The 23,889-nt window shown below is 71.4% G+C and carries 22 protein-coding genes; 11 read left to right on the plus strand and 11 right to left on the minus strand.

What is annotated here, in order from left to right; genetic code table 11:
• Positions 1-22 precede the first annotated feature (22 nt).
• Positions 23-1,387, minus strand: coding sequence for a diaminobutyrate--2-oxoglutarate transaminase family protein (locus OG349_RS09180; protein WP_327234152.1), 1,365 nt, complete (start codon positions 1,385-1,387; stop codon positions 23-25).
• 291 nt (positions 1,388-1,678) lie between these two features.
• On the opposite strand from OG349_RS09180, the gene OG349_RS09185 reads away from it, so the two are divergent.
• Positions 1,679-2,896 (plus strand): trypsin-like serine peptidase, encoded by a 1,218-nt coding sequence (locus tag OG349_RS09185; RefSeq protein WP_327234153.1) that lies wholly within the window; start codon positions 1,679-1,681, stop codon positions 2,894-2,896.
• 109 nt (positions 2,897-3,005) lie between these two features.
• Here the strand turns inward: OG349_RS09185 and hflX are convergent, their stop codons facing one another.
• From hflX to miaA, 6 genes are all read right to left on the minus strand, one after another.
• Positions 3,006-4,517, minus strand: a complete 1,512-nt coding sequence (gene hflX, locus OG349_RS09190) for a GTPase HflX (RefSeq protein ID WP_327234154.1) — start codon at positions 4,515-4,517, stop codon at positions 3,006-3,008.
• 159 nt (positions 4,518-4,676) lie between these two features.
• On the minus strand, positions 4,677-6,206 hold the full coding sequence (locus tag OG349_RS09195; RefSeq protein WP_327234155.1) for a M1 family metallopeptidase: 1,530 nt from the start codon (positions 6,204-6,206) through the stop codon (positions 4,677-4,679).
• Positions 6,207-6,291: 85 nt separating this feature from the next.
• Positions 6,292-8,367: a RelA/SpoT family protein gene (locus tag OG349_RS09200; protein WP_327234156.1), complete on the minus strand. Its 2,076-nt coding sequence runs from the start codon at positions 8,365-8,367 to the stop codon at positions 6,292-6,294.
• A 172-nt stretch (positions 8,368-8,539) separates the two neighbouring features.
• A complete protein-coding gene (gene dapF / locus OG349_RS09205) occupies positions 8,540-9,445 on the minus strand; it encodes a diaminopimelate epimerase (RefSeq protein ID WP_442806223.1) in 906 nt (301 codons plus the stop codon).
• A 56-nt stretch (positions 9,446-9,501) separates the two neighbouring features.
• Positions 9,502-9,939 (minus strand): hypothetical protein, encoded by a 438-nt coding sequence (locus OG349_RS09210; RefSeq protein ID WP_327238502.1) that lies wholly within the window; start codon positions 9,937-9,939, stop codon positions 9,502-9,504.
• 107 nt (positions 9,940-10,046) lie between these two features.
• On the minus strand, positions 10,047-10,985 hold the full coding sequence (miaA, locus tag OG349_RS09215; protein WP_327234158.1) for a tRNA (adenosine(37)-N6)-dimethylallyltransferase MiaA: 939 nt from the start codon (positions 10,983-10,985) through the stop codon (positions 10,047-10,049).
• Between the two features lie 157 nt (positions 10,986-11,142).
• Here miaA and OG349_RS09220 point away from each other — a divergent pair, with 157 nt between their 5' ends.
• Entirely contained in the window at positions 11,143-11,421 is a 279-nt protein-coding gene (locus OG349_RS09220) for an antitoxin (protein WP_327234159.1), read from the plus strand.
• A gap of 12 nt (positions 11,422-11,433) precedes the next feature.
• On the opposite strand, the gene OG349_RS09225 is transcribed toward OG349_RS09220, so the two are convergent.
• On the minus strand, positions 11,434-12,183 hold the full coding sequence (locus OG349_RS09225) for a class III extradiol dioxygenase subunit B-like domain-containing protein (RefSeq protein WP_327234160.1): 750 nt from the start codon (positions 12,181-12,183) through the stop codon (positions 11,434-11,436).
• A gap of 32 nt (positions 12,184-12,215) precedes the next feature.
• Complete coding sequence (gene miaB / locus OG349_RS09230) at positions 12,216-13,733, minus strand: tRNA (N6-isopentenyl adenosine(37)-C2)-methylthiotransferase MiaB (RefSeq protein WP_327234161.1); 1,518 nt, start codon at positions 13,731-13,733, stop codon at positions 12,216-12,218.
• A 99-nt stretch (positions 13,734-13,832) separates the two neighbouring features.
• Between miaB and OG349_RS09235 the strand changes: the two genes are divergently transcribed.
• Entirely contained in the window at positions 13,833-14,834 is a 1,002-nt protein-coding gene (locus OG349_RS09235; RefSeq protein WP_327234162.1) for a TAXI family TRAP transporter solute-binding subunit, read from the plus strand.
• Positions 14,835-14,898: 64 nt separating this feature from the next.
• Here OG349_RS09235 and OG349_RS09240 read toward each other — a convergent pair whose 3' ends face one another.
• Positions 14,899-16,293, minus strand: coding sequence for a sensor histidine kinase (locus tag OG349_RS09240; RefSeq protein ID WP_327234163.1), 1,395 nt, complete (start codon positions 16,291-16,293; stop codon positions 14,899-14,901).
• Positions 16,294-16,299: 6 nt separating this feature from the next.
• Positions 16,300-17,019 carry a response regulator transcription factor gene (locus OG349_RS09245; protein ID WP_327234164.1) on the minus strand — a complete coding sequence of 240 codons (720 nt, stop codon included), beginning with the start codon at positions 17,017-17,019 and terminating at the stop codon, positions 16,300-16,302.
• A gap of 283 nt (positions 17,020-17,302) precedes the next feature.
• Between OG349_RS09245 and OG349_RS09250 the strand changes: the two genes are divergently transcribed.
• The 8 genes from OG349_RS09250 to OG349_RS09280 all read left to right on the plus strand — a co-directional run bounded on the left by OG349_RS09250 (position 17,303) and on the right by OG349_RS09280 (position 23,888).
• Positions 17,303-18,088, plus strand: coding sequence for an amino acid ABC transporter ATP-binding protein (locus OG349_RS09250; RefSeq protein ID WP_327234165.1), 786 nt, complete (start codon positions 17,303-17,305; stop codon positions 18,086-18,088).
• Between the two features lie 136 nt (positions 18,089-18,224).
• Positions 18,225-19,052 carry a glutamate ABC transporter substrate-binding protein gene (locus tag OG349_RS09255; RefSeq protein ID WP_327234166.1) on the plus strand — a complete coding sequence of 276 codons (828 nt, stop codon included), beginning with the start codon at positions 18,225-18,227 and terminating at the stop codon, positions 19,050-19,052.
• Positions 19,053-19,151: 99 nt separating this feature from the next.
• The gene (locus OG349_RS09260) at positions 19,152-19,826 is read left to right on the plus strand and encodes an amino acid ABC transporter permease (protein ID WP_327234167.1); all 675 of its coding nucleotides are present in this window, start codon (positions 19,152-19,154) and stop codon (positions 19,824-19,826) included.
• Positions 19,823-20,728 (plus strand): amino acid ABC transporter permease, encoded by a 906-nt coding sequence (locus tag OG349_RS09265; RefSeq protein ID WP_327234168.1) that lies wholly within the window; start codon positions 19,823-19,825, stop codon positions 20,726-20,728. The genes OG349_RS09260 and OG349_RS09265 overlap by 4 nt, the downstream gene beginning before the upstream one ends.
• A gap of 198 nt (positions 20,729-20,926) precedes the next feature.
• Entirely contained in the window at positions 20,927-22,585 is a 1,659-nt protein-coding gene (locus tag OG349_RS09270) for an FAD-dependent monooxygenase (RefSeq protein WP_327234169.1), read from the plus strand.
• Positions 22,586-22,633: 48 nt separating this feature from the next.
• Positions 22,634-22,705, plus strand: coding sequence for a putative leader peptide (locus tag OG349_RS34815; protein ID WP_309544753.1), 72 nt, complete (start codon positions 22,634-22,636; stop codon positions 22,703-22,705).
• 74 nt (positions 22,706-22,779) lie between these two features.
• Positions 22,780-23,430: a cysteine dioxygenase gene (locus OG349_RS09275; protein ID WP_327234170.1), complete on the plus strand. Its 651-nt coding sequence runs from the start codon at positions 22,780-22,782 to the stop codon at positions 23,428-23,430.
• A 44-nt stretch (positions 23,431-23,474) separates the two neighbouring features.
• Positions 23,475-23,888 carry a rhodanese-like domain-containing protein gene (locus tag OG349_RS09280; RefSeq protein WP_327238503.1) on the plus strand — a complete coding sequence of 138 codons (414 nt, stop codon included), beginning with the start codon at positions 23,475-23,477 and terminating at the stop codon, positions 23,886-23,888.
• Position 23,889 lies beyond the last annotated feature (1 nt).

Genomic DNA, 23,889 nt, shown 5'->3' on the forward strand with positions numbered 1-23,889 from the left:
TTCCTTGTGAGGGGGGCCGGGGTCAGTGCGACGGACCGGATTCTGTCCGGAGGAGCGCTCCGCGCTCGGCCGCGGCCAGGGCGTCGGCGAACCGGTCGAGGACCGCCGCGGCCTGTTCGTCGGTGAGCGTGAGGGGAGGGAGCAGCCGGACGACGGCGGACTGCCGGCCGCCGAGCTCGACGATGAGCCCGCGACGGAGGCACTCCTGCTGGACGGCCCTGGCGAGGACGGGGTCGGGCGGAGCGGGGGCGTCGGCCTCCGGGGAGACCAGCTCCACCCCGATCATGAGGCCCCGGCCCCGGACGTCCCCGATGCAGGGGTGGCTGGCGGCGAGTCCCTGGAGCTGTCCCAGCATGCGGGCACCGAGGAGGGCGGCACGTTCGGCGAGCCGGTTCTCCCTGACGTACGCGAGGGTCGCCGCGCCCGCCGCCATGGCGAGCTGGTTGCCGCGGAACGTCCCCGCGTGGGCGCCGGGCTGCCAGCAGTCGAGGTCCTCGTGGTAGACGATCACCGCCAGCGGGAGCGAGCCGCCGATCGCCTTGGAGAGAACCATGACGTCAGGGGTGATTCCGCTGTGCTCCACGGCCCAGAAGGTACCGGTCCGCCCGACTCCTGTCTGCACCTCGTCCGCGATGAGCGGGATGGAGCGGGCCGTGGTGATCTCCCGCATCCTGCGCAGCCAGGCGTCGGGGGCGGGGATCACTCCGCCCTCGCCCTGCACCGGTTCGAGGATCATCGCGGCGGGGGCGGCCACCCCGCCCTTGGGGTCGTCGAGGAGGTTCTCGGTCCAGCGGGCGGCGAGTTCGGCGCCGCGCTCCCCGCCGATGCCGAACGGGCACCGGTAGTCGTACGGGTAGGGAAGCCGTGTCACCCGTACGTCGGGGGCTCCGCCGGACGCCGCGAGGGCCCCGGCCGTCATCCCGTGGTAGGCGCCGGTGAAGGAGAGCAGGCCCGCGCGGCCGGTGGCGGTACGGACGAGCTTGAGGGCGGCCTCGACGGCGTCGGTGCCGGCGGGACCGCAGAACTGCACCCGCGCGTGGCGCGCGAACCGCGCGGGCAGGGTGGCGAACAACTCCGTGGTGAAGGCGTCCTTCACCGGGGTGGCGAGGTCCAGGACGTGGAGCGGGGCCCCGGAGTCGAGGACCTTCCTGATCGCCTCCAGGACGACGGGGTGGTTGTGCCCGAGGGCCAGGGTGCCCGCGCCGGACAGACAGTCCAAGTAGCGTCTGCCGTCTGCGCCTTCGATGGTCAGTCCCCGCGCGCGTACGGGGACGATGGGCAGCGACCTCGCATACGTACGAGCCGCCGATTCGCGCAGCGCCTGGCGCCGCAGAATGCCCTCGTGTGCGACGGTCGGTGCCGCCGGAGCTGGTTCGGTCACGGCCACGGCTGATGGTCCTCCCGCAGTCACAGGTCGGTTACGTGTCAGTACGGCGCTCGGCCGCCGGAACCCGGCGGTGGGCGCCGTCTTGTCCCCCCGCACATGTCAACGACGGGGAATGCCCCGGATCACGGGCCCGTGCGAAGATCCTTGGGCGCGGAACCACGCCCCTGCCGTACGCCGTCCCCAACGGCAACGGCATAGTGGGGAGGCGCGTCCAGGGTCCAGGACCGTGACCGGGTGCGCCGTCGGTTCCTACAGCTGAGAACAACTCCGAAGTCCCAGGGGGATTCACGCATGCGACCCATTCGCCCGATGTCCGCCGTCCGCAGGGGAAGGCGCGCGGGGCGCGGGATGTCCTCCGCCGTCGCGGCGGTCTCCATGGCCACGGTGCTGGCACTGACCGCCACGGCCTGCGGCTCGGGTGACGACACCGCGGCCGGCTCGTCCACCGCGAGCGCTGCCCCCGCCGACGGCAAGATCCAGATCCCGGACGATCTCAAGGAGCGCCTCAAGGAGCGCGGGATCGACATGGACAAGTGGAAGAACGGCGAGTGGAAGGACTGGGACAAGGACAAGTGGCTGCGTGAGGCCAGGGACTTCGTCAACCCGATCATCAAGGACCTCTGGGACCCGGACCGGATGCGCGACGCGCAGAAGCCCCCGGAGCAGCCGGTCGAGGCCCACGACATCTCGGGCGACGCCGGAGTCACCGACCCCACGCCGCAGCCGGTCGAGGCCCAGGCCGTGAGCACGCCGTACGACGCCGCCGAGCCCGCGTCCGGGAAGCTGTTCTTCGACGGCCCCAAGGGATCGATGGTCTGCTCGGCGACCGTGGTCCAGGACCCGGCCCACCCCGGCAAGTCCAACATGGTCTGGACGGCGGGCCATTGTGTGCACGCCGGCAAGGACGGCGGCTGGTACCGCAACCTCGTCTTCGTCCCCTCCTACAACAACGACGGTCTGTCGGAGGCCGAGTTGCAGGCCGACCCCGACAAGCAGGCTCCGCACGGCCTGTGGTGGGCGGACGGGGCGCAGACCTCCGACCAGTGGATCGCGCAGGGTTCGTCCTCCGGTGGTCTGGGCGCTCCGTACGACTTCGCGGTCATCCACGTGACGCCGGAGAAGGGCGGCACGGGCGCGTCCTTGGAGGAGACGGTCGGCGCGGCGCTGCCGGTCGACTTCGACGCCCCGGCCACGGCGGACATCACGAGCGTGACGGCCACCGGTTACCCGGCGGCGCCGCCCTTCGAGGGCCAGAAGCAGTTCCAGTGCGCGGACCGGCCGGGCCGGCTGTCGCTCAAGGCGGACGATCCGACGATGTACCGCATCGGGTGCACGATGACGGGTGGTTCGTCCGGCGGCGGCTGGGTCGCGGCGGGTGCGGACGGCAAGCCCGCCCTGGTGTCCAACACGTCGATCGGCCCGGTCAAGGCCGGCTGGCTGGCGGGCCCGCGCCTCGGTGACGTGGCCAAGGGCATCTACGACGGTGTCAGCGAGAAGTTCGCGAAGTAGCGGCCCCGCAGAGGCCCGGACGGACAAGGCCAAGGGGCCCGTTCCCTCGTGAGGAGGGAACGGGCCCCTTGGCGTTCAACGGCGTGGGACCAGCCGCGCTCTCGTACGGTCAGGGCGCCACGGGCACCGGCACATACGCGGACAGCGCCGCCGCCAGCTCCTCATGGACCTGTGCCTTGAGGAGCGTGCCCTCCGGGGTGTGCTCCTCGGAGAGGACCTCACCCTCGGCGTGCACCCGCGAGACCAGGCCGCCCAGCGTGTACGGCACGAGCACCTCGACCTCGACCTCGGGCCGGGGCAGCTCGGCGTCGATGAGCGCGAGCAGTTCGGCGATGCCCTGCCCCGTACGGGCCGAGACCGCGATCGCGTACCGCTCGGCGCCCAGCAGCCGCTGGAGGACCAGCGGATCGGCCGCGTCGGCCTTGTTGATCACGACGATCTCGCGCACGTCCACCGCGCCCACGTCACGGACGACCTCGCGCACGGCGGCCAGCTGCTCCTCCGGCGCGGGGTGCGCACCGTCCACCACGTGCAGGATCAGGTCGGAGTTGCCGACCTCCTCCATCGTGGACCGGAACGCCTCGACCAGGTGGTGCGGCAGGTGCCGGACGAAGCCGACCGTGTCGGCCAGCGTGTAGATCCGGCCGCTCGGCGTCTCGGCGCGGCGCACGGTGGGGTCCAGGGTGGCGAACAGCGAGTTCTCCACCAGCACCCCGGCGCCCGTCAGACGGTTGAGCAGGGACGACTTGCCCGCGTTGGTGTATCCGGCGATCGCGACCGACGGCACCCTGTTGCGGCGCCGCTCCTGCCGCTTGATCTCGCGGCCGGTCTTCATCTCCGCGATCTCCCGGCGCATCTTCGCCATCTTCTCGCGGATCCGGCGCCGGTCTGTCTCGATCTTGGTCTCACCGGGGCCGCGGGTGGCCATGCCGCCACCGCCGCCGCCACCCATCTGCCGGGAGAGCGACTGCCCCCAGCCGCGCAGCCTCGGCAGCATGTACTGCATCTGGGCCAGCGCGACCTGCGCCTTGCCCTCACGGGACTTGGCGTGCTGGGCGAAGATGTCGAGGATCAGGGCCGTACGGTCGACGACCTTGACCTTGACGACGTCTTCCAGGTGGATCAGCTGGCCGGGGCTCAGCTCACCGTCGCACACCACCGTGTCGGCGCCGCTCTCCAGGACGATGTCCCGCAGCTCCTGGGCCTTGCCGGAGCCGATGTACGTGGCCGGGTCGGGCTTGTCACGGCGCTGGATCACCCCGTCGAGGACCAGGGCGCCGGCCGTCTCGGCGAGCGCCGCCAGCTCCGCGAGGGAGTTCTCGGAGTCCTGCACGGTCCCCGTCGTCCACACGCCGACGAGCACCACACGCTCCAGGCGCAGCTGCCGGTACTCGACCTCGGTGACGTCTTCGAGCTCCGTGGACAGACCCACCACACGGCGGAGGGCCGCGCGGTCGGAGCGGTCGAGCTGCTCGCCGTCCCGCTCCCCGTCGATCTCATGGCTCCAGGCGACGTCCTCTTCCATCAGAGCATCGGCCCGAAGGCTGTCCGTGCGGGTGTCCGCAGTGCTGTCGTCCGCGAAGGTCTGCGCGTTCTGGGAAGGGGAGGAAGAGGAGGTCATCGGATCCTTACGCAGCTCGGGAAAGTGAATACGGGAGAAGCCTCGGCGCCAGGCCTCAGCATTCCCCTCGATCGTCACAACGCGTGACGGTCCGGATTGATTCCCGGCCGCGCCGCCCGCTGTCCGACCCGTTGATGGTGGCACGCTTCCGCCCGGTCGTCACTCCGGTTTCAGGGGCTGTTCCCGTGCTGTGTCCGGGGCCGCCCCGGGGGCCGTGTCCCGGCCGCCGGGGCGGTTGGCGGGCGTGGTCTCGGTGCGCCAGTCCGGGTGACCGGGCATCGGCGGCGTCTTCTTCCCGTACAGCCAGACCCGGAAGAAGCCGCTCAGGTCACGCCCCGCGACGTCCGAGGCCAGTGCGGTGAAGTCGGCCGTGGTGGCCGTGGAGTCCCGGTGCCGGCGCACCCAGAGCCGTTCCAGCCGCTGGAAGGCGCTCGCGCCGATCTCCTGGCGCAGCGCGTAGAGCACCAGGGCGCTGCCGTCGTAGACGACCGGCCGGAAGAGGCTGATCTGGTGACCCGGCGTGGGGGGCTCGGGGGCGGCGGGCGGCCCTCCCCCCGCGCGCCAGCTGTCGGACATCTCGTACGCGCTGCGCATCCGCTCCACCAGCGGCTTCTTGCCGTACTGCTCGGCATAGAGGGCCTCGTACCAGCTCGCGTGTCCTTCGTTGAGCCACAGGTCGGACCAGTTGCGCGGGGTGACGCTGTTGCCGAACCACTGGTGGGCCAGCTCGTGGACCATGATCGCGTCGACGTACGACTCGGCGTACTCGGGCCGGGTGAAGAGGGCGCGTTCGAAGAGGGAGAGGGTCTGTGTCTCCAGTTCGAAGCCCGTCTCGGCGGTGGCGATCAGCAGTCCGTACGTCTCGAAGGGGTACGGGCCGACCTGCTCCTCCATCCAGCGCAGCTGCGCGGGGGTCTTCTTGAGCCAGGGCTCCAGCTTCGCCGTGTCGGCGGCCGGCACGACGTCCCGTACGGGCAGTCCGCGCGGTCCTTCCCGGTGCAGGACGGCCGACTTCCCGATGGAGACCTGCGCCAGCTCGGTGGCCATGGGGTGGTGCGTCCGGTAGGTCCAGGTGGTGGTGGCGCCCGCGCGGTTCTTCTCCTCCGGCAGACCGTTGGCCACGGCCGTCAGGTTCTCGGGGACGGTGATACGGAAGGTGAAGTAGGCCTTGTCGGCGGGGTGGTCGTTGCCGGGGAAGACGCGGTGTCCTGCGTCCGCCTGATTGGCCATCACCAGTCCGTCGGTGGTGCGCACCCAGCCGCCCGCGCTGCCCCGGGGGTCGCTGGTGTGGTCGACGGTGACCGCCATGCGGGCGCCGGCGCCGAGCGGCCTGGCGGGGGTGACGACCAGGTCCTCCCCGGCGGTGGCGAAGGCGGCGGGCTCGCCGTTGACCCGCACCGAGCGGACCACGCCGTGGGTGAAGTCGAGGTTGATGCGCTCCAGCCGCTGCGTCGTCACGGCGTTGATCTTGGTGACACTGTCCAGCGGCTTGGTGTGGTCGCCGCCGTAGGTGAGATCGAGGTCGTAGGTGAGGACGTCGTAACCGGGGTTGCCCAGCGTCGGGAAGAGCGGATCGCCGATGCCGAGCGGCTCGGGCGGAGGCGGCGCCGCGGAGGGCGTCGCGGCGACGAGGGTGGCCGAGGCGGCGGCGAGCAGGGCGGCGCGCAGCCGGCGGGAGGTGAGCAGCATGGACCACCGCTACCAGCGCCGGGCCGCCGCGCCCCGGCGACGCGCGCGGATCCCACCCGAACGGGTGCGGAGCCCGCCGGGGGGCTCAGGCGGTGGCCGGCTGCTGGGCGCGGCTCACGTCGTACACACCCGGTACGTCCCGCATCGCGCGCATGAGGCTCGGCAGCCCCGCCGCGTCGGGCAGTTGGAGCGTGTACGTGTGCCGGACGCGCTGCTCGCTGGGCGGTTCGACGGTGGCCGAGACGATCGCCGCGTCCGCCGTGGCGATCGCCTCCGTGAGGTCCGCGAGCAGCCCCGGGCGGCCGAAGGACTCCGCGTAGAGCGTGACCCGGCACTCGGCCGCGTCCCCCCAACTCACCCCGACCGGAGCCCGGTCGAGCGCCTTCATCCGGGCGACGGCGGGGCACTCCTCGCGGTGGACGGTGACGGCGCCGCCGCGTACGGCGAAGCCGACGACCGCGTCGGGCGGTACGGGCGTACAACAGCCCGCGAGCCGTACGGTCGCGCCCGGCAGGTCCACCACGGCGTTGGAGGCCCCGCGCCGGTCGGCGGTGAGGGCGGCGGGCGCCCTGGGCGTCGCGGCGGGCGCCTTGACGCTCTCCGGGTGCGCGGCCAGCCACCCGGTGATCGCGATCCTCGCGGCGGGGGTACGGGCGTGGTCGAGCCACTCCGGAGAGGGCCCGGAGGCCGCGTCGTGGGACAGGAGCAGCTGGACGGTGTCCCCGTCGCGCAGGACGGTACTGAGCGTCGCCAGACGGCCGTTGACGCGCGCGCCGAGGCAGCTGTGGGCCGCCTCGCCGTACTGCGCGTACGCGGCGTCCACACAGCTCGCCCCGGCGGGCAGCCCGAGCATGCCCCCCTCGGCGCGGAAGACCGTGATCTCGCCGTCCTGCGCGAGGTCCGCGCGCAGGGTGGTCCAGAAGGTGTCCGGGTCGGGGGCCGCCTGCTGCCACTCCAGGAGCCGGGAGAGCCAGCCGGGCCTGGTCGGGTCCGCCCGCTCGCCGTCCTGCGGCTCCGCCACGTCCACGGAGGCGTACGGGTTGCCGAGGGCGACCACGCCCGCCTCGGCGACGCTGTGCATCTGGTGCGTACGGATGAGGACTTCGGCGACGGCGCCGTCCGGTCCCGCGACCGCCGTGTGGAGCGACTGGTACAGGTTGAACTTGGGCGCCGCGATGAAGTCCTTGAACTCGGAGATCACCGGCGTGAAGCAGGTGTGCAGTTCGCCGAGGACGGCGTAACAGTCGGCGTCCTCGCCGACCAGCACCAGCAGCCGGCCGAAGTCGCTGCCGCGCAGCTCGCCGCGTTTGAGCCTGGAGCGGTGCACGGACACGAAGTGCCGTGGCCTGACGAGGACTTCGGCGGTGATGTCCGCCTCGCGCAGCACCTGCCTGACGTCCTCGCAGATGGTGGCGAGGGCGTCCCCGGCGGTGGCGTTGTCCGCGATCAGCGCGCGCGTGCGGGCGTACTCCTCCGGGTGGAGGATCGCGAACACCAGATCCTCCAGCTCGGTCTTGAGCGCCTGGACGCCGAGCCGTTCGGCGAGCGGGATCAGGACGTCACGGGTGACCTTGGCGATCCTGGCCTGCTTCTCCGGCCGCATCACCCCGAGGGTGCGCATGTTGTGCAGCCGGTCCGCCAGCTTGATCGACATGACCCTGACATCGTTGCCCGTCGCCACCAGCATCTTGCGGAACGTCTCCGGCTCCGCCGCCGCGCCGTAGTCGACCTTCTCCAGCTTGGTCACGCCGTCGACCAGGTAGCAGACCTCGTCGCCGAACTCCGCCCGTACCTGATCGAGCGTCACGTCCGTGTCCTCGACGGTGTCGTGGAGCAGGGAGGCGGTCAACGTCGTGGTCTCCGCGCCCAGTTCGGCGAGGATCAGCGTCACGGCCAGCGGATGGGTGATGTACGGCTCGCCGCTCTTGCGGAACTGCCCGCGGTGCGAGAACTCCGCCAGGACGTACGCCTTGTGCAGCACGGAGAGGTCGGCGTCGGGGTGGTGGGCCCGGTGCGCGTCGGCCACATGGCCGATGGCGTCCGACAACCGCCCTCTGGAGGCAGGCCCCAGCAGCGCGGCCCTGCCGATCCTGCGCAGGTCGATCCGGGGAAGGCCGCGTCTGCGGCCGTGGGCACCAGGGCTGGTGGCCTCTGCGCTCATGGGGCACCTCCGGCAGCTTCGACCGGCGGCGGAGGAGCAGGAGCGCCCTCCGGGCCGGTGCTTGATGCTACCGAGCCCACCACGTGGTCCGGACCAGCTCCCGCCCAGCGTGAAACTGATCACTCGTTCGAGCGAACATTCGGTGTCGATCCGTGCCCTCTCGCCCGGCTTCTCAGCCGAACGCCGTTGCCTGCCAGGCGGGTTCGAGGTGACCTTCCGCCACGATCACGGCGGGCCCGGTCATCTCGATGCCGCCGTCCGGGCGTTCCGTGACGACCAGTCGGCCGCCGGGGAGGTCCACGGTGTACGTGACGGGCTCTCCGGTCACCGCGGGGTCCACGCCGTCCCTGCGGGCGGCGGCGACGGCCACGGCGCAGGCGCCCGTACCGCAGGAGCGGGTCTCCCCCGAGCCGCGTTCGTGGACGCGCATGGCGACGTGGTTCGGCCCGCGGCCGACGACGAACTCGACGTTCACCCCGTCGGGGTAGGCGGTCGCGGGGGTGACGGCGGGCGCGGTGAGGAGCGTGCCCGCGTGTGCCAGGTCGTCGACGAAGGTGACCGCGTGGGGGTTGCCCATGTTGACGTGACGGGCGGCGGTGGCGCGGCCGTCGACGGTGACCGTCACCTCGCCCCCGGGGAGCACCACGCGGCCCATGTCGACCGTGATGTCCCCGTCGTCGGCGCCCGTGCCCTTGGCGAGGTGCACCTTCTTCACCCCGCCCCGGGTGGCGACGGCGAGATCGCCGGGCTCGACCAGCCCGGCGCGCCGCAGGTGACGGGCGAAGACGCGGACGCCGTTGCCGCACATCTCCGCGACGGATCCGTCGGCGTTGCGGTAGTCCATGAACCACTCGGCCTCGCCGGCCATGGCCCGCGCCTCGGGGTGCGCCGCCGACCGGACGACGTGCAGCAGCCCGTCGCCGCCGATGCCGGCCCGCCGGTCGCAGAGCGCGGCCACGGCGTGGGCGGGCAGGTCGATGACGTTGTCCGGGTCGGGAATGATCACGAAGTCGTTCTCGGTCCCGTGACCCTTGAGGAAGGCGATCGGTGCGGCGGATGCCGTCGGCGAGTTGCTCACGGAATCCATCGTACGAGGTCAGGCCCGCGAGGCAAGGCGTGAGACACAGGCACGGCTCAGCGGAGGCGTGCGACCCGCCACACGGCGAGGGCGACCACGGCCGTGCCCACGGTGACGTACAGGGCGATGACCCGCCAGTCGGGACGCTCCCCGGACGCCCGGGCGGGCAGCCCCGGCCAGGCGTGGCCCACCTTGCGGGCGGCCATCATGCCCCAGCCGGCGGCGCAGCAGCTGATCAGCAGCCCCAGCATCGCCACCACGGCTCCGCCGTCGCCCGTGCCGAAGGCGAGCGGGAAGGCGAACATCAGGGACCCCACCGCGGCGAGCACCACGATCGGCGCGAGCTGCCAGATCCGCAGCCTGCGCTGCGGCCGCAGTTCGACCTCGACCTCCGGGGTGGTGGTCTCCTCGTCGGGCCCGTCGGGACTCAGGCGCGGCGCGTCCTCCTGGGTCTGCCGCGCCGCGGGGTCTCCGTCGCGAGGGCCGGCCTCCATCGCCACGCGCCCTCCCAACTCGGACTCCACTGGTCGATCGATGCTCGATGATGGCACGCTCGGGGGTACGGGAATGACGGCCTGAGCGTCCCGATGCCATCACGTGATCAGGCTGTGACCGCTCGTTCGACCAACGTCAATGCCCGGTGCGGGAGTTCCTCGCGGTGCTCCGTTCCGCCGCTCAGCCAGTGCACGCGCGAGTCGCGGCGGAACCACGAGTCCTGACGTCGTGCGAAGCGCTTGGTGGCCCGAACGGTCTCGGCCCGTGCCTCGTCGTCCGTGCACTCGTCCGCGAGCGCGGCGAGCAACTGCTGGTAGCCGAGAGCGCGGGAGGCCGTACGCCCTTCCCGAAGACCTCGCCCCTCCAGGGCGCGCACCTCGTCCGCCAACCCCGCCTCCCACATGCGGTCCACCCGGCGGGTGATCCGCTCGTCGAGTTCGGGGCGGGCGACGTCGACGCCGATCTGGAGGGTGTCGTACACCGCGTCGTGTCCGGGGAGATTGGCGGTGAACGGCTTGCCGGTGATCTCGATCACCTCCAGCGCTCTGACGATGCGGCGGCCGTTGCTGGGCAGGATCGCGCGGCCGGCCGGGGGGTCGGCGGCGGCCAGCCGGGCGTGCAGCGCCCCGGAGCCGCGGAGGGTCAGTTCGTCCTCCAGCCGCGCGCGCACCTCGGGGTCGGTGCCGGGGAAGTTCAGGGCGTCGATGGCACCCCGTACGTACAGCCCCGAGCCTCCGACCAGCACCGGTGTACGGCCCGCGGCGAGCAGCCGGTCGATCTCCACCCGGGCGAGCCGCTGGTACTCGGCGACGCTGGCGGCCTCGGTGACGTCCCAGATGTCCAGGAGGTGGTGCGGGACCCCGGCGCGCTCCTCCGTCGTCAGTTTGGCTGTTCCGATGTCCATCCCCCGGTAGAGCTGCATGGAGTCGGCGTTGACGACCTCACCGTCGAGTTGCCGGGCGAGATGAACGCCCAGATCGGACTTGCCGGCCGCGGTGGGACCGACGACGGCGATGACCCGTGGTGCGCGAGCTGCGGTTCTCACCGGCCCAGTCTCGCAAACTCCGGGCCTCCGCCCGAACGAGTTGTGTGACGGAACGATTCCGGAGTGCGTTCGTGGCGCCCGCGCGTATTCTGTAAGGAAGATATGGGGGTGATGGGCCTGAACGTCCCGTCACGTACCTTTCGAGGGAAGGTGGGCCATGGGCCTCATGGATTCGTTCAAGGCCAGGCTGTCTCCGGCCAAGGACAAGGTCTCCGACCTCGCCCAGCAGCACGGTGGCAAGATCGGTGACGGGCTGGACAAGGCCGCCCGTACGGTCGACCAGCGGACCAAGGGCAAGTACAGCGACAAGATCGACTCGGGTGCGGGCAAGGCCAAGAGCGCGTTGGACCGTCTCGCCCACAAGGACGACGACGGCGGTACGCCCGGCGGCACGACGCCCGGGGGCACCCCGCCTCCCCCGCCGCCTCCCGCCTGACGTGTCCGGCGGTCAGGACCAGACCGCCACCAGGTATCCCACGCCGTACGGCGCGCTGTCATGGAGCAGCGCGCCGTTGAGGTGTGCCCCTTCGGCGGCGCCCGCGAGGACCTGCCAGGGGGCTCGCCCCGCGGCCTGGAGTTCGTACGCCAGCTCCGCGTCCAGTGCCTTGAGGGCGGCCACGTCGGCGGACCCCAGCGCGCGTGCCACCCCCTCGTCGAACGGGGCGGCGCGCTCGTCTAGATATCCGGGCGCCTTGAGCGTGCGGCGCGCGCTGGCGTCGCCCATCACCAGCAGGGCCGTCCTCCCCGGCTCGTCGGCGATCTGCTTCCCGGCCTGGACACACCGCTCGGTGGCGAGAGGTTCCCCCACGCCGAGTCCGGTCACGGGTGCGGCCGTCCAGCGCGCCTGCTCCAGCAGCCAGGCGGCGACCGCGAGGGAGGCGGGCAGCGCGCGGGCAGACGGCACCCCGGGTGCCACCGACCCGTCCGGTCCCTCCGCGGCGCTTTCGCTCACGCCGAGCCTGACCCGTACGTCCACCCCAAAGCCCTCGAAGGACCCGGTGGCACCCCCCGGATACGCCCCTCGGGCAGCCTCCCCGGCGGGGCCGACGACGACCAGCCGGTCGGGCCGCGCGGCGGCCAGCACGCCGAGGGCGTCGGCACACGCGGCACGTGTGCCGCGCAGTTCCGATCGGGCCCCCGCCGCGACGGCGGGCACGAGCAGCGGCGGACAGGGGCAGACGGCGGCGGCGACCAGCATGTCCGCACCCTAACGCGGGCGCGGACGGCACCTCACTCGACGGAGCAGCCGCCCGACATCGCGGGCAGCGGCGCCGGCACCCCGATGGTGGGCAGCCCCAGCAGGACCCCGGCGGGCTTCGGCGCCTCGGCGGTGTTCCGCCGCTCCCAGGCGTCCCCGGCGCGGGTGCGCCGTACCGCGTCCGTGGGTCCTTCGGCCAGCAGGTGGTGCGGCGCCGCGTAGGTGATCGCGACGGTCACCACGTCGCCGGGACGCACCTCCTCGCCGGGCTTCGTGAAGTGGACCAGCCGGTTGTCGGGCGCGCGGCCGGAGAGGCGGTGCGTGGCGCCGTCCTTGCGTCCCTCGCCCTCGGCGACCATCACCTCCAGCGTGCGGCCGACCTGCTTCTTGTTCTCCTCCCAGGAGATCTCCTCCTGGAGGGCGGACAGCCGCATGTACCGGTCCTGGACCACGGCCTTGGGCACCTGGCCGTCCATGTCGGCGGCGGGGGTGCCGGGGCGCTTGGAGTACTGGAAGGTGAAGGCCTGGGTGAACCGGGCCGCGCGGACCGCGTCCATGGTCTGCTCGAAGTCCTCCTCGGTCTCACCGGGGAAGCCCACGATGATGTCCGTGGAGATGGCCGCGTGCGGGATGGCGGCGCGCACCTTGTCGATGATGCCGAGGTAGCGGTCCTGCCGGTACGAGCGGCGCATGGCCTTGAGCACCCGGTCGGAGCCCGACTGCATCGGCATGTGGAGCTGCGGCATCACGTTCGGCGTCTCGGCCATCGCCGCGATCACGTCGTCCGTGAAGTCGCGCGGGTGCGGCGAGGTGAAGCGGACCCGCTCCAGGCCCTCGATCGTTCCGCAGGCGCGCAGCAGCTTGGAGAACGCCTCACGGTCACCCATGTCGGAGCCGTACGCGTTGACGTTCTGGCCCAGCAGCGTGATCTCGGAGACGCCCTCGCCGACCAGGGCCTCGATCTCGGCCAGGATGTCGCCGGGACGGCGGTCCTTCTCCTTGCCGCGCAGCGCGGGCACGATGCAGAAGGTGCAGGTGTTGTTGCAGCCGACCGAGATGGAGACCCACGCGGCGTACGCGGACTCGCGGCGGGTCGGCAGGGTGGAGGGGAACGCCTCCAGCGACTCGGCGATCTCGACCTGCGCCTCCTCCTGGATGCGCGCGCGCTCCAGGAGGACCGGCAGCTTGCCGATGTTGTGCGTACCGAACACGACGTCGACCCAGGGGGCGCGCTTCACGATCGTGTCGCGGTCCTTCTGCGCCAGACAGCCGCCGACGGCGATCTGCATCCCGGGCCGCCTGGTCTTCATCGGGGCGAGCCGGCCGAGGTTCCCGTAGAGCTTGTTGTCAGCGTTCTCGCGCACCGCGCAGGTGTTGAAGACGACGACGTCGGCGTCACCGTCGGCGTCCCGGGGGGCCCGGACGTACCCGGCGTCCTCCAGGAGCCCCGACAATCGCTCGGAGTCGTGGACGTTCATCTGACACCCGTAGGTGCGGATCTCGTAACTTCGGTTAACGCCCACTGGCTGTCTCCGGTCGCCGCTGCTCATCGGACCAGGGTAGGCGGTGGCGGGGACACGCCTCGAACCCCGCTCCCCGGAGTGGACGAAGCCTGGTCAGTGGCGGGAGCGAACTGGCAGGATCGCGGCATGGTCACCCCCTCCTCGGGCCTCAGCCGCAGCCGGGCCCTCCAGGGCGCCGCCGCTGCGCTGGTGGTGCTCGGCCTGCTGACGTGGTGGCTGCTGCCGATCGGGGAGGCGGCGCCCAGCGGCGCCGTGACCTTCAGCACCGGGGTCAAGAGCGGGGTCTACTACCAGTACGGGGAACTGCTCAAGGAAGACCTCGCCGACGACCTGCCGGACGTGTCCGTCACGCTCAGGACCAGCCAGGGCTCTCCGCAGAACCTGTCCTGGGTGGCGACGGGCAAGGCCGACTTCACCATAGCCACGGCCGACGCCGTCTCGAACTACATCACGGAGAAGAAGCCGGGGTGGGAGCGGCTGCGCGGCTGCGCCCGGCTCTACGACGACTACGTACAGCTGGTGGTCGCCAAGGACTCGGAGATCCGGTCGGTCGCGGACCTGCGCGGTGCGCGGGTGGGGGTGGGACAGCCGAAGTCGGGGGTCCGCCTCGTGGCGGACCGGGTGCTGGAGGCCGCTGACCTGGACCCCGCGACCGGCGTCAGGGAGGTCTTCGCCGGGATCGACAAGATGCCGGCCAAGCTCGAACGGGGCGAGCTGGACGCCTTCTTCTGGTCCGGCGGCCTGCCCACCACGGCGGTGCAGGATCTGTCGAAACGCTTCGACGTCCGGCTGGTGCCGCTGGACCCCTCGCTGGTCGCGCGGTTGCACGCCGCGGGTCCGTCGGGCACCCGCTACTACCGCTCGGCGGCGATGCCCGCCGACGCCTATCCCGCTGCCCCGAGCGCCCGGGACGTGCCGACCATAGCGGTGGCGAACCTGCTGGTCACCACGGACCGGATGGACTCCGCGCTGACCGAGGGCTTCACCCGCACGGTGATCGACAGCCGGGACGGGATCGGCAAGAAAGTGCACTCCGCGCAGCTGGTGGACCTGCGTACGGCGATCTACACGGACCCGCTGGAGCTGCACGAGGGCGCCATACGCTACTACCAGTCGGTCAAACCCTGAGGCACTGCCAGTCGGTCAAGCCCTGAGGCGTGCGCCGGCGCACGCCTGAACTCCCCGCACCCCGTCAGTCCCGGTCGTTCGACCTCGGCACACGGAGCGTCACCTTGAGCCCGCGCGGCTCGCCGTGCGCGTACGCGATCGAACCGCCGCCCACGGTCAGCAGGGCCCGCGAGATCGACAGTCCCAGCCCGGAGCCCTTGACGTTCTGATGGCGGTTGCTGCGCCAGAACCGGTCGCCGATGCGCGTGATCTCGTCGTCCGTGAGCCCCGGCCCGCCGTCGTTGATGACCAGCGTGGACATCGCCCCCTCACGCCCCGCCGTCACGGTCACCTCGCCGCCCGCCGGGGTGAACTTCACGGCGTTGTCGATCACGGCGTCCAGCGCGCTGGAGAGCGCGATGGGATCGGCCCAGGCCGTGACGGCGCCCCCCTCCCGGGTCAGCGTCACCCCCTTCTCCTCCGCGACCGGCCGCCACGCCGCGACCCGCTCGGCCGCCAACTCCCCGATGTCCGTGAGCCGCAGCTCGGCTGAGGCGTGCTCGGCGAGCGCCAGGTCCAGCAGGTCGTCCAGCACGTGGGCCAGGCGCTTGCCCTCGGTGCGTACGGAGGCGATCTCCTCGTTCCCCTCCGGCAGTTCGAGGGCGAGCAGCTCGATCCGGAGCAGCAGGGCGGCGAGCGGGTTGCGCAGCTGGTGCGAGGCGTCGGCCACGAAGGCGCGCTGCTGCTCCAGCACGTCCTCCACGTTGTCGGCCATCTCGTTGAAGGAGATCGCGAGGCGCCGCAGCTCCGGAGGGCCGCCGGCGGCGGCGACCCGTGAGTTCATCCGGCCCGTGGCGATGTCGTGGGTCGCCGCGTCCAGCACCCGTACGGGCAGTAGCACCCAGCCCGTGAGCCGGATCGCCGCCCCGACCGCGACCAGCATCGCGGCCATCTCGCCCGCGGCGATGATCAGCCAGCGCTGAAGGATGTGCGACCGCATCCGGCCGGTGGGCGAATCGGTCACCACGACCGCGACGACGTCTCCGTCCCGTACGACGGGCGAGTCGACGATCAGCCGGCCCTCCTCCCACGGCCAGACCTGCTCGGGGTCGTCGCTGCGGCGCCCCAGCAGCGCCTCGTCGAAGGCCTGGCGGCCCTCACCGGTGGTCGGGATCGAGAACGTCCTCGGCGCGCGGGCCATGACCCCGTAGCCGTCGCGCAGGAAGACCCCCACCTCGATCCCGTACACGTCGTGGTAGCGCTTCAACTCCTCCTTGAGCATGTCGAGCCGCTCGTCGGCGCCGTCGCGGCTCTCCACTGCGAACTGCGCGAGCGCGGCGACACGCGCCGCGTCGTCGATGCGGTCGACCACCACCCGCTGCTGCTGCGCGGCGGCGAGGAGCACGGCCAGCGGGAAGCCGAGGGCGAGGAGCACACCGGCCATGAGCACGATGAGCAGCGGCAGGAGTCGGCTGCGCACGGGGCGTTACGGACCCTCGTGCGCGGCCGGGACGACCAGGCGGTAGCCGACGCCCCGAACCGTCTCGATCACCGCGGGCATGCCGAGCTTGGCGCGCAGGGACGCCACGTGGACCTCCAGCGTCCGGCCGGTGCCCTCCCAGCTGGTGCGCCAGACCTCGCTGATGATCTGCTCCCGGCCGAAGACCACACCGGGCCGCTGCGCGAGCAGGGCCAGCAGGTCGAACTCCTTGCGGGTCAGCTGGACGACCCCGCCGTCGACGCTCACCCGGCGGGTCAGCAGTTCCAGGGTGAGGCGCCCCAGCCGCCGGCCGTCCTCGGCGCCCTCCGCGGCCGCCGGCTCCTCGGCGCCCGCCTTGCGGCGGCTCACCGCGTGGATACGGGCGAGCAGTTCACCGGTGTCGTACGGCTTGACGACGTAGTCGTCGGCGCCGAGGTTGAGGCCGTGGATCCGGGAGCGCACGTCGGCCCGGGCGGTCACCATGATCACCGGCGTTGTGGTGATCTTGCGTATCTTGCCGCAGACCTGGAAGCCGTCCTGGTCCGGCAGCCCGAGATCGAGCAGGACCACCGCGAACGGCTCCTTGCCCGCGTTGGCCGCCGGCAGGAGGGCCTGGAGCGCCTCCTCCCCGCTGCGGGCGTGCACCACCGCGAACCCGTGCTTGGCGAGCACCGCCGACAGCGCGGCGGCGACATGGTCGTCGTCCTCGACGAGCAGCAGCCTCATGGCCCCTCTCCACCCTCCTGATCACGGTTCCGGAGCCGTACGCGGTCACGGTACGGACGGGTCGTCCCCGCTCATGGTGTCGTCCCGGTCAGGACCGGGCCATGACAGCCAGGTTTCCGTTACCCACCCGTTCTCCTCCCGTTCCCCGCCCACCGCCCCTCTTCGCCCGGAGTGTCCGGTTGACGCCGGATCGTGATCCTCAAGTTCAGCTCAGATCTGCTGACGCTGATAGCGGTGCGTGACTAGGGTCCTCCCCAACCGAGTGGGACGGAGCAAAAAGCCGATGAGCGGAGTGTCAGTGACCAAGGGTTCCGAGGACGCTGTTGCGGCGTCGGACGACCTGGTCGTACTGAGCAACGTCAACAAGCACTTCGGCGCGCTGCATGTGCTCCAGGACATCGACCTGACCATCGCCCGGGGCGAGGTCGTGGTTGTCATCGGGCCCTCCGGGTCCGGTAAGTCCACACTGTGCCGCACCATCAACCGCCTGGAGACGATCGATTCGGGCGCGATCTCGATCGACGGCAAGCCGCTGCCGCAGGAGGGCAGGGAACTCGCCCGGCTGCGCGCCGACGTCGGCATGGTCTTCCAGTCGTTCAACCTCTTCGCGCACAAGACCGTGCTGGAGAACGTCACCCTGGGCCAGGTCAAGGTCCGCAAGACGGACAAGAAGGCCGCGGACGACAAGGCCCGCGCGCTCCTGGACCGGGTGGGTGTGGGGACGCAGGCCGACAAGTACCCGGCGCAGCTCTCGGGCGGACAGCAGCAACGTGTGGCCATCGCCCGGGCGTTGGCGATGGGCCCCAAGGTCATGCTGTTCGACGAACCGACCTCCGCGCTCGACCCCGAGATGATCAACGAGGTCCTTGAGGTCATGCAGCAGCTGGCCCGCGACGGGATGACGATGGTCGTCGTCACCCACGAGATGGGCTTCGCGCGCTCGGCGGCGAACCGGGTCGTCTTCATGGCGGACGGCCGGATCGTCGAAGAGGCCTCGCCGGAAGCGTTCTTCAGCAATCCCCGCAGTGACCGTGCCAAGGACTTCCTGTCGAAGATCCTGCACCACTGACCGGTCGTCACCGATCACCCCGCGCACCGGCCGATCGTCGCCGATCGCCCTTCGCGCCGGTCGCCGGCGAACGTCACGATCACCCTTCGTTTCGTCAGAACCGTCCGTCAACGTCTCACTTGAGGGAAGTCCACGCATGAAGCTTCACAAGGCAGGCGCGTCCGCCGCCGCCGCTCTCGTCCTCGCCCTGACCGCCACCGCGTGCGGCGGCGACAGCAGTGACGACAGCGGCAGCGAGGGCGGCGGCAAGATCGCCATCGGTATCAAGTTCGACCAGCCGGGCCTCGGCCTGAAGACGCCGGACGGCACCTTCACCGGCTTCGACGTCGACGTCGCCACGTACGTCGCCAAGGAACTCGGCTACGACGCCAAGGACATCGAGTGGAAGCAGGCGCCTAGCGCCGAGCGCGAGAACCTGATCGCCAACGGTGACGTGAAGTTCGTCGCCGCGAGCTACTCGATCAACGACGAGCGCAAGCAGAAGGTCGACTTCGCGGGACCGTACTTCCTCGCCCACCAGGACCTCCTGGTCCGCGCGGACGACTCCTCCATCACCAAGCCCGAGGACCTGAACTCCAAGAAGCTCTGTTCGGTCACGGGCTCCACCTCGGCGCAGAACGTCAAGGAGAGGCTCGCCCCCAAGGCCGGTCTCCTGGAGCAGGGCGGCTACTCCGAGTGCCTGACGGGCCTGGAGAACAAGACCGTCGACGCCCTGACGACCGACGACTCCATTCTCGCCGGTTACGCCGCGCAGAAGGAGCACGAGGGCAAGTTCAAGCTCGTCGGCCTCAAGCTCAGCGACGAGAACTACGGCATCGGCCTCAAGAAGGGCGACACCGAACTGCTCGGCAAGATCAACGACGCCCTCAAGAAGATGGAGTCGGACGGTTCCTGGCAGAAGGCCGTGACGGCCAACTTCGGTCCGGCCGGCTACAAGAACGAGCCCGCCCCCGCGATCGGCTGACACGGCCCGATCACCGACCAGCAGAGACAGCGGTGACGCGCCGCCGGGACGACCGGCGGCGCGTACCGGAAAGCCAACCTGGGGAGAGCGCGGGGCATCGTGTTCGACTTTCTTGATTCCGGGCGGTACGACCTGCTCGGCGCGTTCTGGGTGACCGTACAGCTCGCCCTTCTTTCCGCGGTCGGTTCCCTGATATGGGGAACGCTGCTGGCCGGGATGCGCGTCAGTCCCGTGCCACTGATGCGTGCCTTCGGCACCGCCTACGTCAACCTCGTGCGCAACACCCCGTTGACGGTGATCATCGTCGGCTGTTCGCTGGGTCTCTACCAGACGCTCGCGATCACGCTCGGCGGCCAGGATTTCAAGTCGATCGGTTTCCGCCTCGCTGTCCTCGGCCTGGTCGCCTACACCGGCACCTTCGTCTGTGAGGCCCTGCGCTCCGGCATCAACACCGTGCCGGTCGGACAGGCCGAGGCGGCCCGCGCGCTGGGCCTGAGTTTCTTCCAGGTGCTGACGCTGATCGTGCTCCCCCAGGCGTTCCGTTCCGTTGTCGCGCCCCTCGCGAACGTACTGATCGCCCTGACCAAGAACACCACGGTGGCCGCCGCGATCAGCGTCGCGGAAGCCGCCGCGCTGATGAAGACGATGATCGAGAACGAGGCCGACGCGCTCTTCGCCGTATTCGCGGTGTTCGCCTTCGGATTTGTTGTTCTCACCCTTCCGATGGGCCTGATCCTCGGCTGGGTCAGCAAGCGAGTGGCGGTGAAACGATGAGTGCCACCAACGTCCTCTACGACGTCCCGGGACCCGGCGCCAAGCGGCGCAACATCATCTACACGATCGTGTTTCTCGCCGTCCTCGGACTGGCGGTCTGGTGGGTCCTTTCCACCATGGCCGACAAGAACCAGCTGGCGTCCGAGAAATGGAGTCCGTTCGTCACGGATTCCCGGGTCTGGACGACCTATCTGCTGCCCGGCCTCGGGGTGACCCTCCAGGCGGCGGCGCTGTCCGTCGTGATAGCCCTGCCGCTCGGCGCGCTGCTCGGTATCGGCCGGCTCTCCGACCACCGCTGGGTCCGGGTGCCGGTGGGCGTGGTCGTCGAGTTCTTCCGCTCGATCCCCGTGCTGATCATGATGGTCTTCGCGAGTCAGCTGTACGTGCAGTTCACCGACATCCCGTCGGACAGCAGGCCGTTGTACGCGGTGGTGACGGGCCTGGTGCTGTACAACGCGTCCGTCATCGCGGAGATCGTCCGGGCCGGCATCCTCTCGCTCCCGTACGGGCAGACCGACGCCTCGAAGGCGATAGGGATGCGCAAGGGCCAGGCCATGACGTACGTCCTGCTGCCGCAGGCGGTCACGGCGATGCTGCCCGCCCTGGTCAGCCAGCTGGTCGTGATCGTCAAGGACACCGCGCTCGGCGGCGCGCTGCTCGGCCTCCAGGAACTGCTCTCGCAGAACCGCACCATCACCGCGAACTACGGCGCCAACACCATCGCCGCGTTCACCGTCATCGCCCTGCTCTACATCGTCCTCAACTTCGTGCTCACGACGTTCGCGGGCTGGCTGGAGAAGCGGCTCCGCACGGCGAAGAAGAGCACGGGCGCGGTTCTCGGGGCGGGCGACGCGGATCTGGCCAACGGTCCGGGCGCGTCGAAGTCGGCCACCGGAATCTGAGGCCGACAGCGCCTCAAGTCCAGCAGCATCCGAGTCCAGCAGCGTCCCGGCCGGGGCGGCGGCGCCCTCACCGGGCGCGCGCCGCCCCGGTCGTCGCTTGACGGGGGCACCCCCAATAGGTTGCATACGTTCTGTGATCGCGTACCGGGCTCCAACCGCCACTGACCGCAGGACCGTACGGGCCGGAGGAGTCGCGCCGTGGACCCGGTGATCGTGGCGGGCGCGGGCCCCGTGGGGCTCGCCCTCTCCCTCGCCCTCGCCGCCCAGGGCGTCCCCAGCGTCGTCCTGGACGAAGGGTCCGGTACGGACGACCCGCGCCCGGCCCGTACCGTCGTCCTGCGCTCCGACACCGCCTCCTTCGCCGAGCGCCTCGGCTGCACCACCCTGCGTGACGAGGGAGTCCACTGGGTGGGCTGGCGGTCACTGAGGCGCAAGCAACTGATGCGACAGCAGCCGCTCGGTGAGGACGGCGGCCCGGCCCCGCTGCACATCCCCCAGCACGCGCTGGCCCGCGGGCTGCGCGAGGCCATCGCGGACCAGCCGCTAGTACGGGTCGTGACCGGCAACCGCCTCGACTCGCTGGAGCAGGACGCGCGCGGGGTCAGCGTGCACACCCGCGGCCCCGGGGCGACCTGGTGGCGCGGCAGTCACCTGGTGGGCTGCGACGGCGCCCGGTCCACCGTCCGCAAACTGCTCGGGGTCCGCTTCCCCGGCCGTACGGGGGTCGAGCGCCACGCCGTCGCCGCGCTGCGCGCCGACCTGCCCTGGCCCGGGGAGGCCGTACTGCACCGGCAGCCGCCGTGGCGCTCCGGCGGCGCGGAGGTCTCCGCCCGCCCCCTGCCGGACGGTGTGTGGCGGCTCGACTGGCTGCTGCCCTCGCGGGACGAGTTGGTCACCCCCGACGCGCTGATCGCCCGTTTACGGGACACCCTGGCCGGCTGGTGCGGCGAGACCCCGCCGTACGAACTGCTCGACACCGGCGTCTACACCCTGCACCACCGGCTGGCCAAGCGCTGGCGAGTGGGCCGCGCGTTCCTCGCCGGGGACGCGGCGCACCTGCTCGGCGCCGTGGGCACGCAGGGGCTCGACGAAGGGCTGCGGGACGCCGACAACCTCGCCTGGAAGCTGGCCCACGCCTGGCATCACGGCGCGTCCGACACCCTGCTCGACAGCTACCAGGCGGAGCGGCGCACGGCCGTGGCCGCACGGCTGCGCGCCGCCGACCAGTCGCTGCCGATACTGCGCGGCGGCGGGGGGCTGAGGACGTATCTCCCGGGGGGCGTACGCGGGCACGACACGCTGCTCTCGGACGGACATCTGGGCTTCGGGCCGTTGGGAGCACCGCCGGCCTATCCGCACTCCCCCCTCGCGCCTCCGCACTCCGAGGCGCACACGGCGGTCGGCACGGCCCCCGGCGCGCCGGTCGACAACGTACGGGTGACGGCGCCGGACGGGACGACCGCCGGGCTGCGGGACCGGCTGGGGCGGGGACGGCTGCTCGTCGTGCTCGTCGCGCCGGGCACCGGGGTGTGGGACCGGCGGCACTGGCTGACGGCGGGGGTCATGCCCCGGTTGGCGGCGGCGGTGACGGCTCTGCCGGTACGGGCTGAGCTGCTGGTCACCGAGGGCTATCCGGGCGCGTCGGCGCACAGCGTGCTGCTGGTACGGCCGGACGGCCATCTGGTGGCGGCCTTCGGCGGGGTGCGCCCCGCCGCGCTGTACGAGGCGGCCGACGCGGCACGCGGGGGTGACCCGGCGGCGGCCGGCGCCCCGTCCGTACCGTCCCCGGCCCCGCCCTCGAAGCCCTCCGCGCCGTCGTCACCGGCGGCTCCTGACCACACCTTGAACATCAATTGACCGTCCACGGGCTCACATGGTGTACTCCGAAACGTGACTGACACCGATGTGCGCCTGTGGCGGAGGGTCCATATGGACCTGGTCCGCTACGCGGGCTGCGTCTGTCGCCCGTCCTGCTGATTCGCCGTTTTTCCGTGCGCCGCCGTGCCTCAGGCGGCAGTGCTTCCCGCGAACTTCTTCAGGACGGTCACCCGATGTCTTCACCCGTACGTTCCTCCGCGCCCGCACAGCCCGCCGACGGCTCTTCCACCGCGTCGGCGGCCGTCGCCACCGCGGAGATCCCCGCTCCCGCACCTTCCGGCGCCGCACCTTCCGGCGTCTCGTCTCGCACGCCGGCCGGCGCCTCGCGCCCCGGTCCCACGGCCGCCGAACTGCTCGACTTCGTCCGCCGTGCCGCCGCCGACACCGAGCTGATCGCGACGCTCCCCCTCGATCCCGAGGGCCGTACCTGGATCCGGCTGGAAGGGCCCGCGGGCAGCGAGGCCTGGCTGATCGGCTGGCCGCCCGGCACGGGCACGGGCTGGCACGACCACGGCGGTTCGCACGGCGCGCTCGCCACGGCGGCGGGGACGCTCAAGGAGGATTCGCTGGCGGCCCGGCTGCCCACCGAGGGCTGGAAGACACTGGAGCTGGCCGACGGGGTGGACCGCGAGCGGCAGCTGACGGCGGGCGTGGGCCGGGCGTTCGGCAAGCACCATGTGCACGAGGTACGGAACGAGTCGGAGAGCGAGCACGCCGTTTCCGTACACGCGTACTACCCGCCGCTGCCGATGATAAGGCGTTACAGCCGCAACGGCGCCGTCCTCCGGCTGGAGCAGGTCGAGGGTCCGGAGGACTGGCAGTGAGCGCCACCCATGCCACCAACGCCTCCAACGGCGACAACGCGGCGATAGCCACCGGGTCCACGACCGCCGGCGCCGGTGAGCGGGTCGGGATCGACGAACTGCTGGAGCGGGTCCGCGAGGGGCTCGACCGGGTGGAGGCCCGGGAGGCCTTCGAGGCCGCCGGGAGCGGCGCCCTGCTGGTGGACATCCGCTACCAGGCCCTGCGCGAACGGGACGGGCTGATCCCCGGGGCGCTCGTCGTGGAGCGCAACGAACTGGAGTGGCGTCTCGACCCGCAGGGCAGCCACCGGGCGGCGGAGGCCACGAGCCATGACCTGCGGGTGGTGGTGATCTGCAACGAGGGGTACGCGTCAAGCCTCGCCGCGGTGTCGCTGCGGCAACTGGGACTCCATCGCGCGACCGACCTCGTCGGGGGCTTCCAGGCGTGGAAGGCCGAGGGGCTGCCGGTCACCCCGTGAA

Source organism: Streptomyces sp. NBC_01317 (assembly GCF_035961655.1).
Lineage (GTDB): Bacteria > Actinomycetota > Actinomycetes > Streptomycetales > Streptomycetaceae > Streptomyces.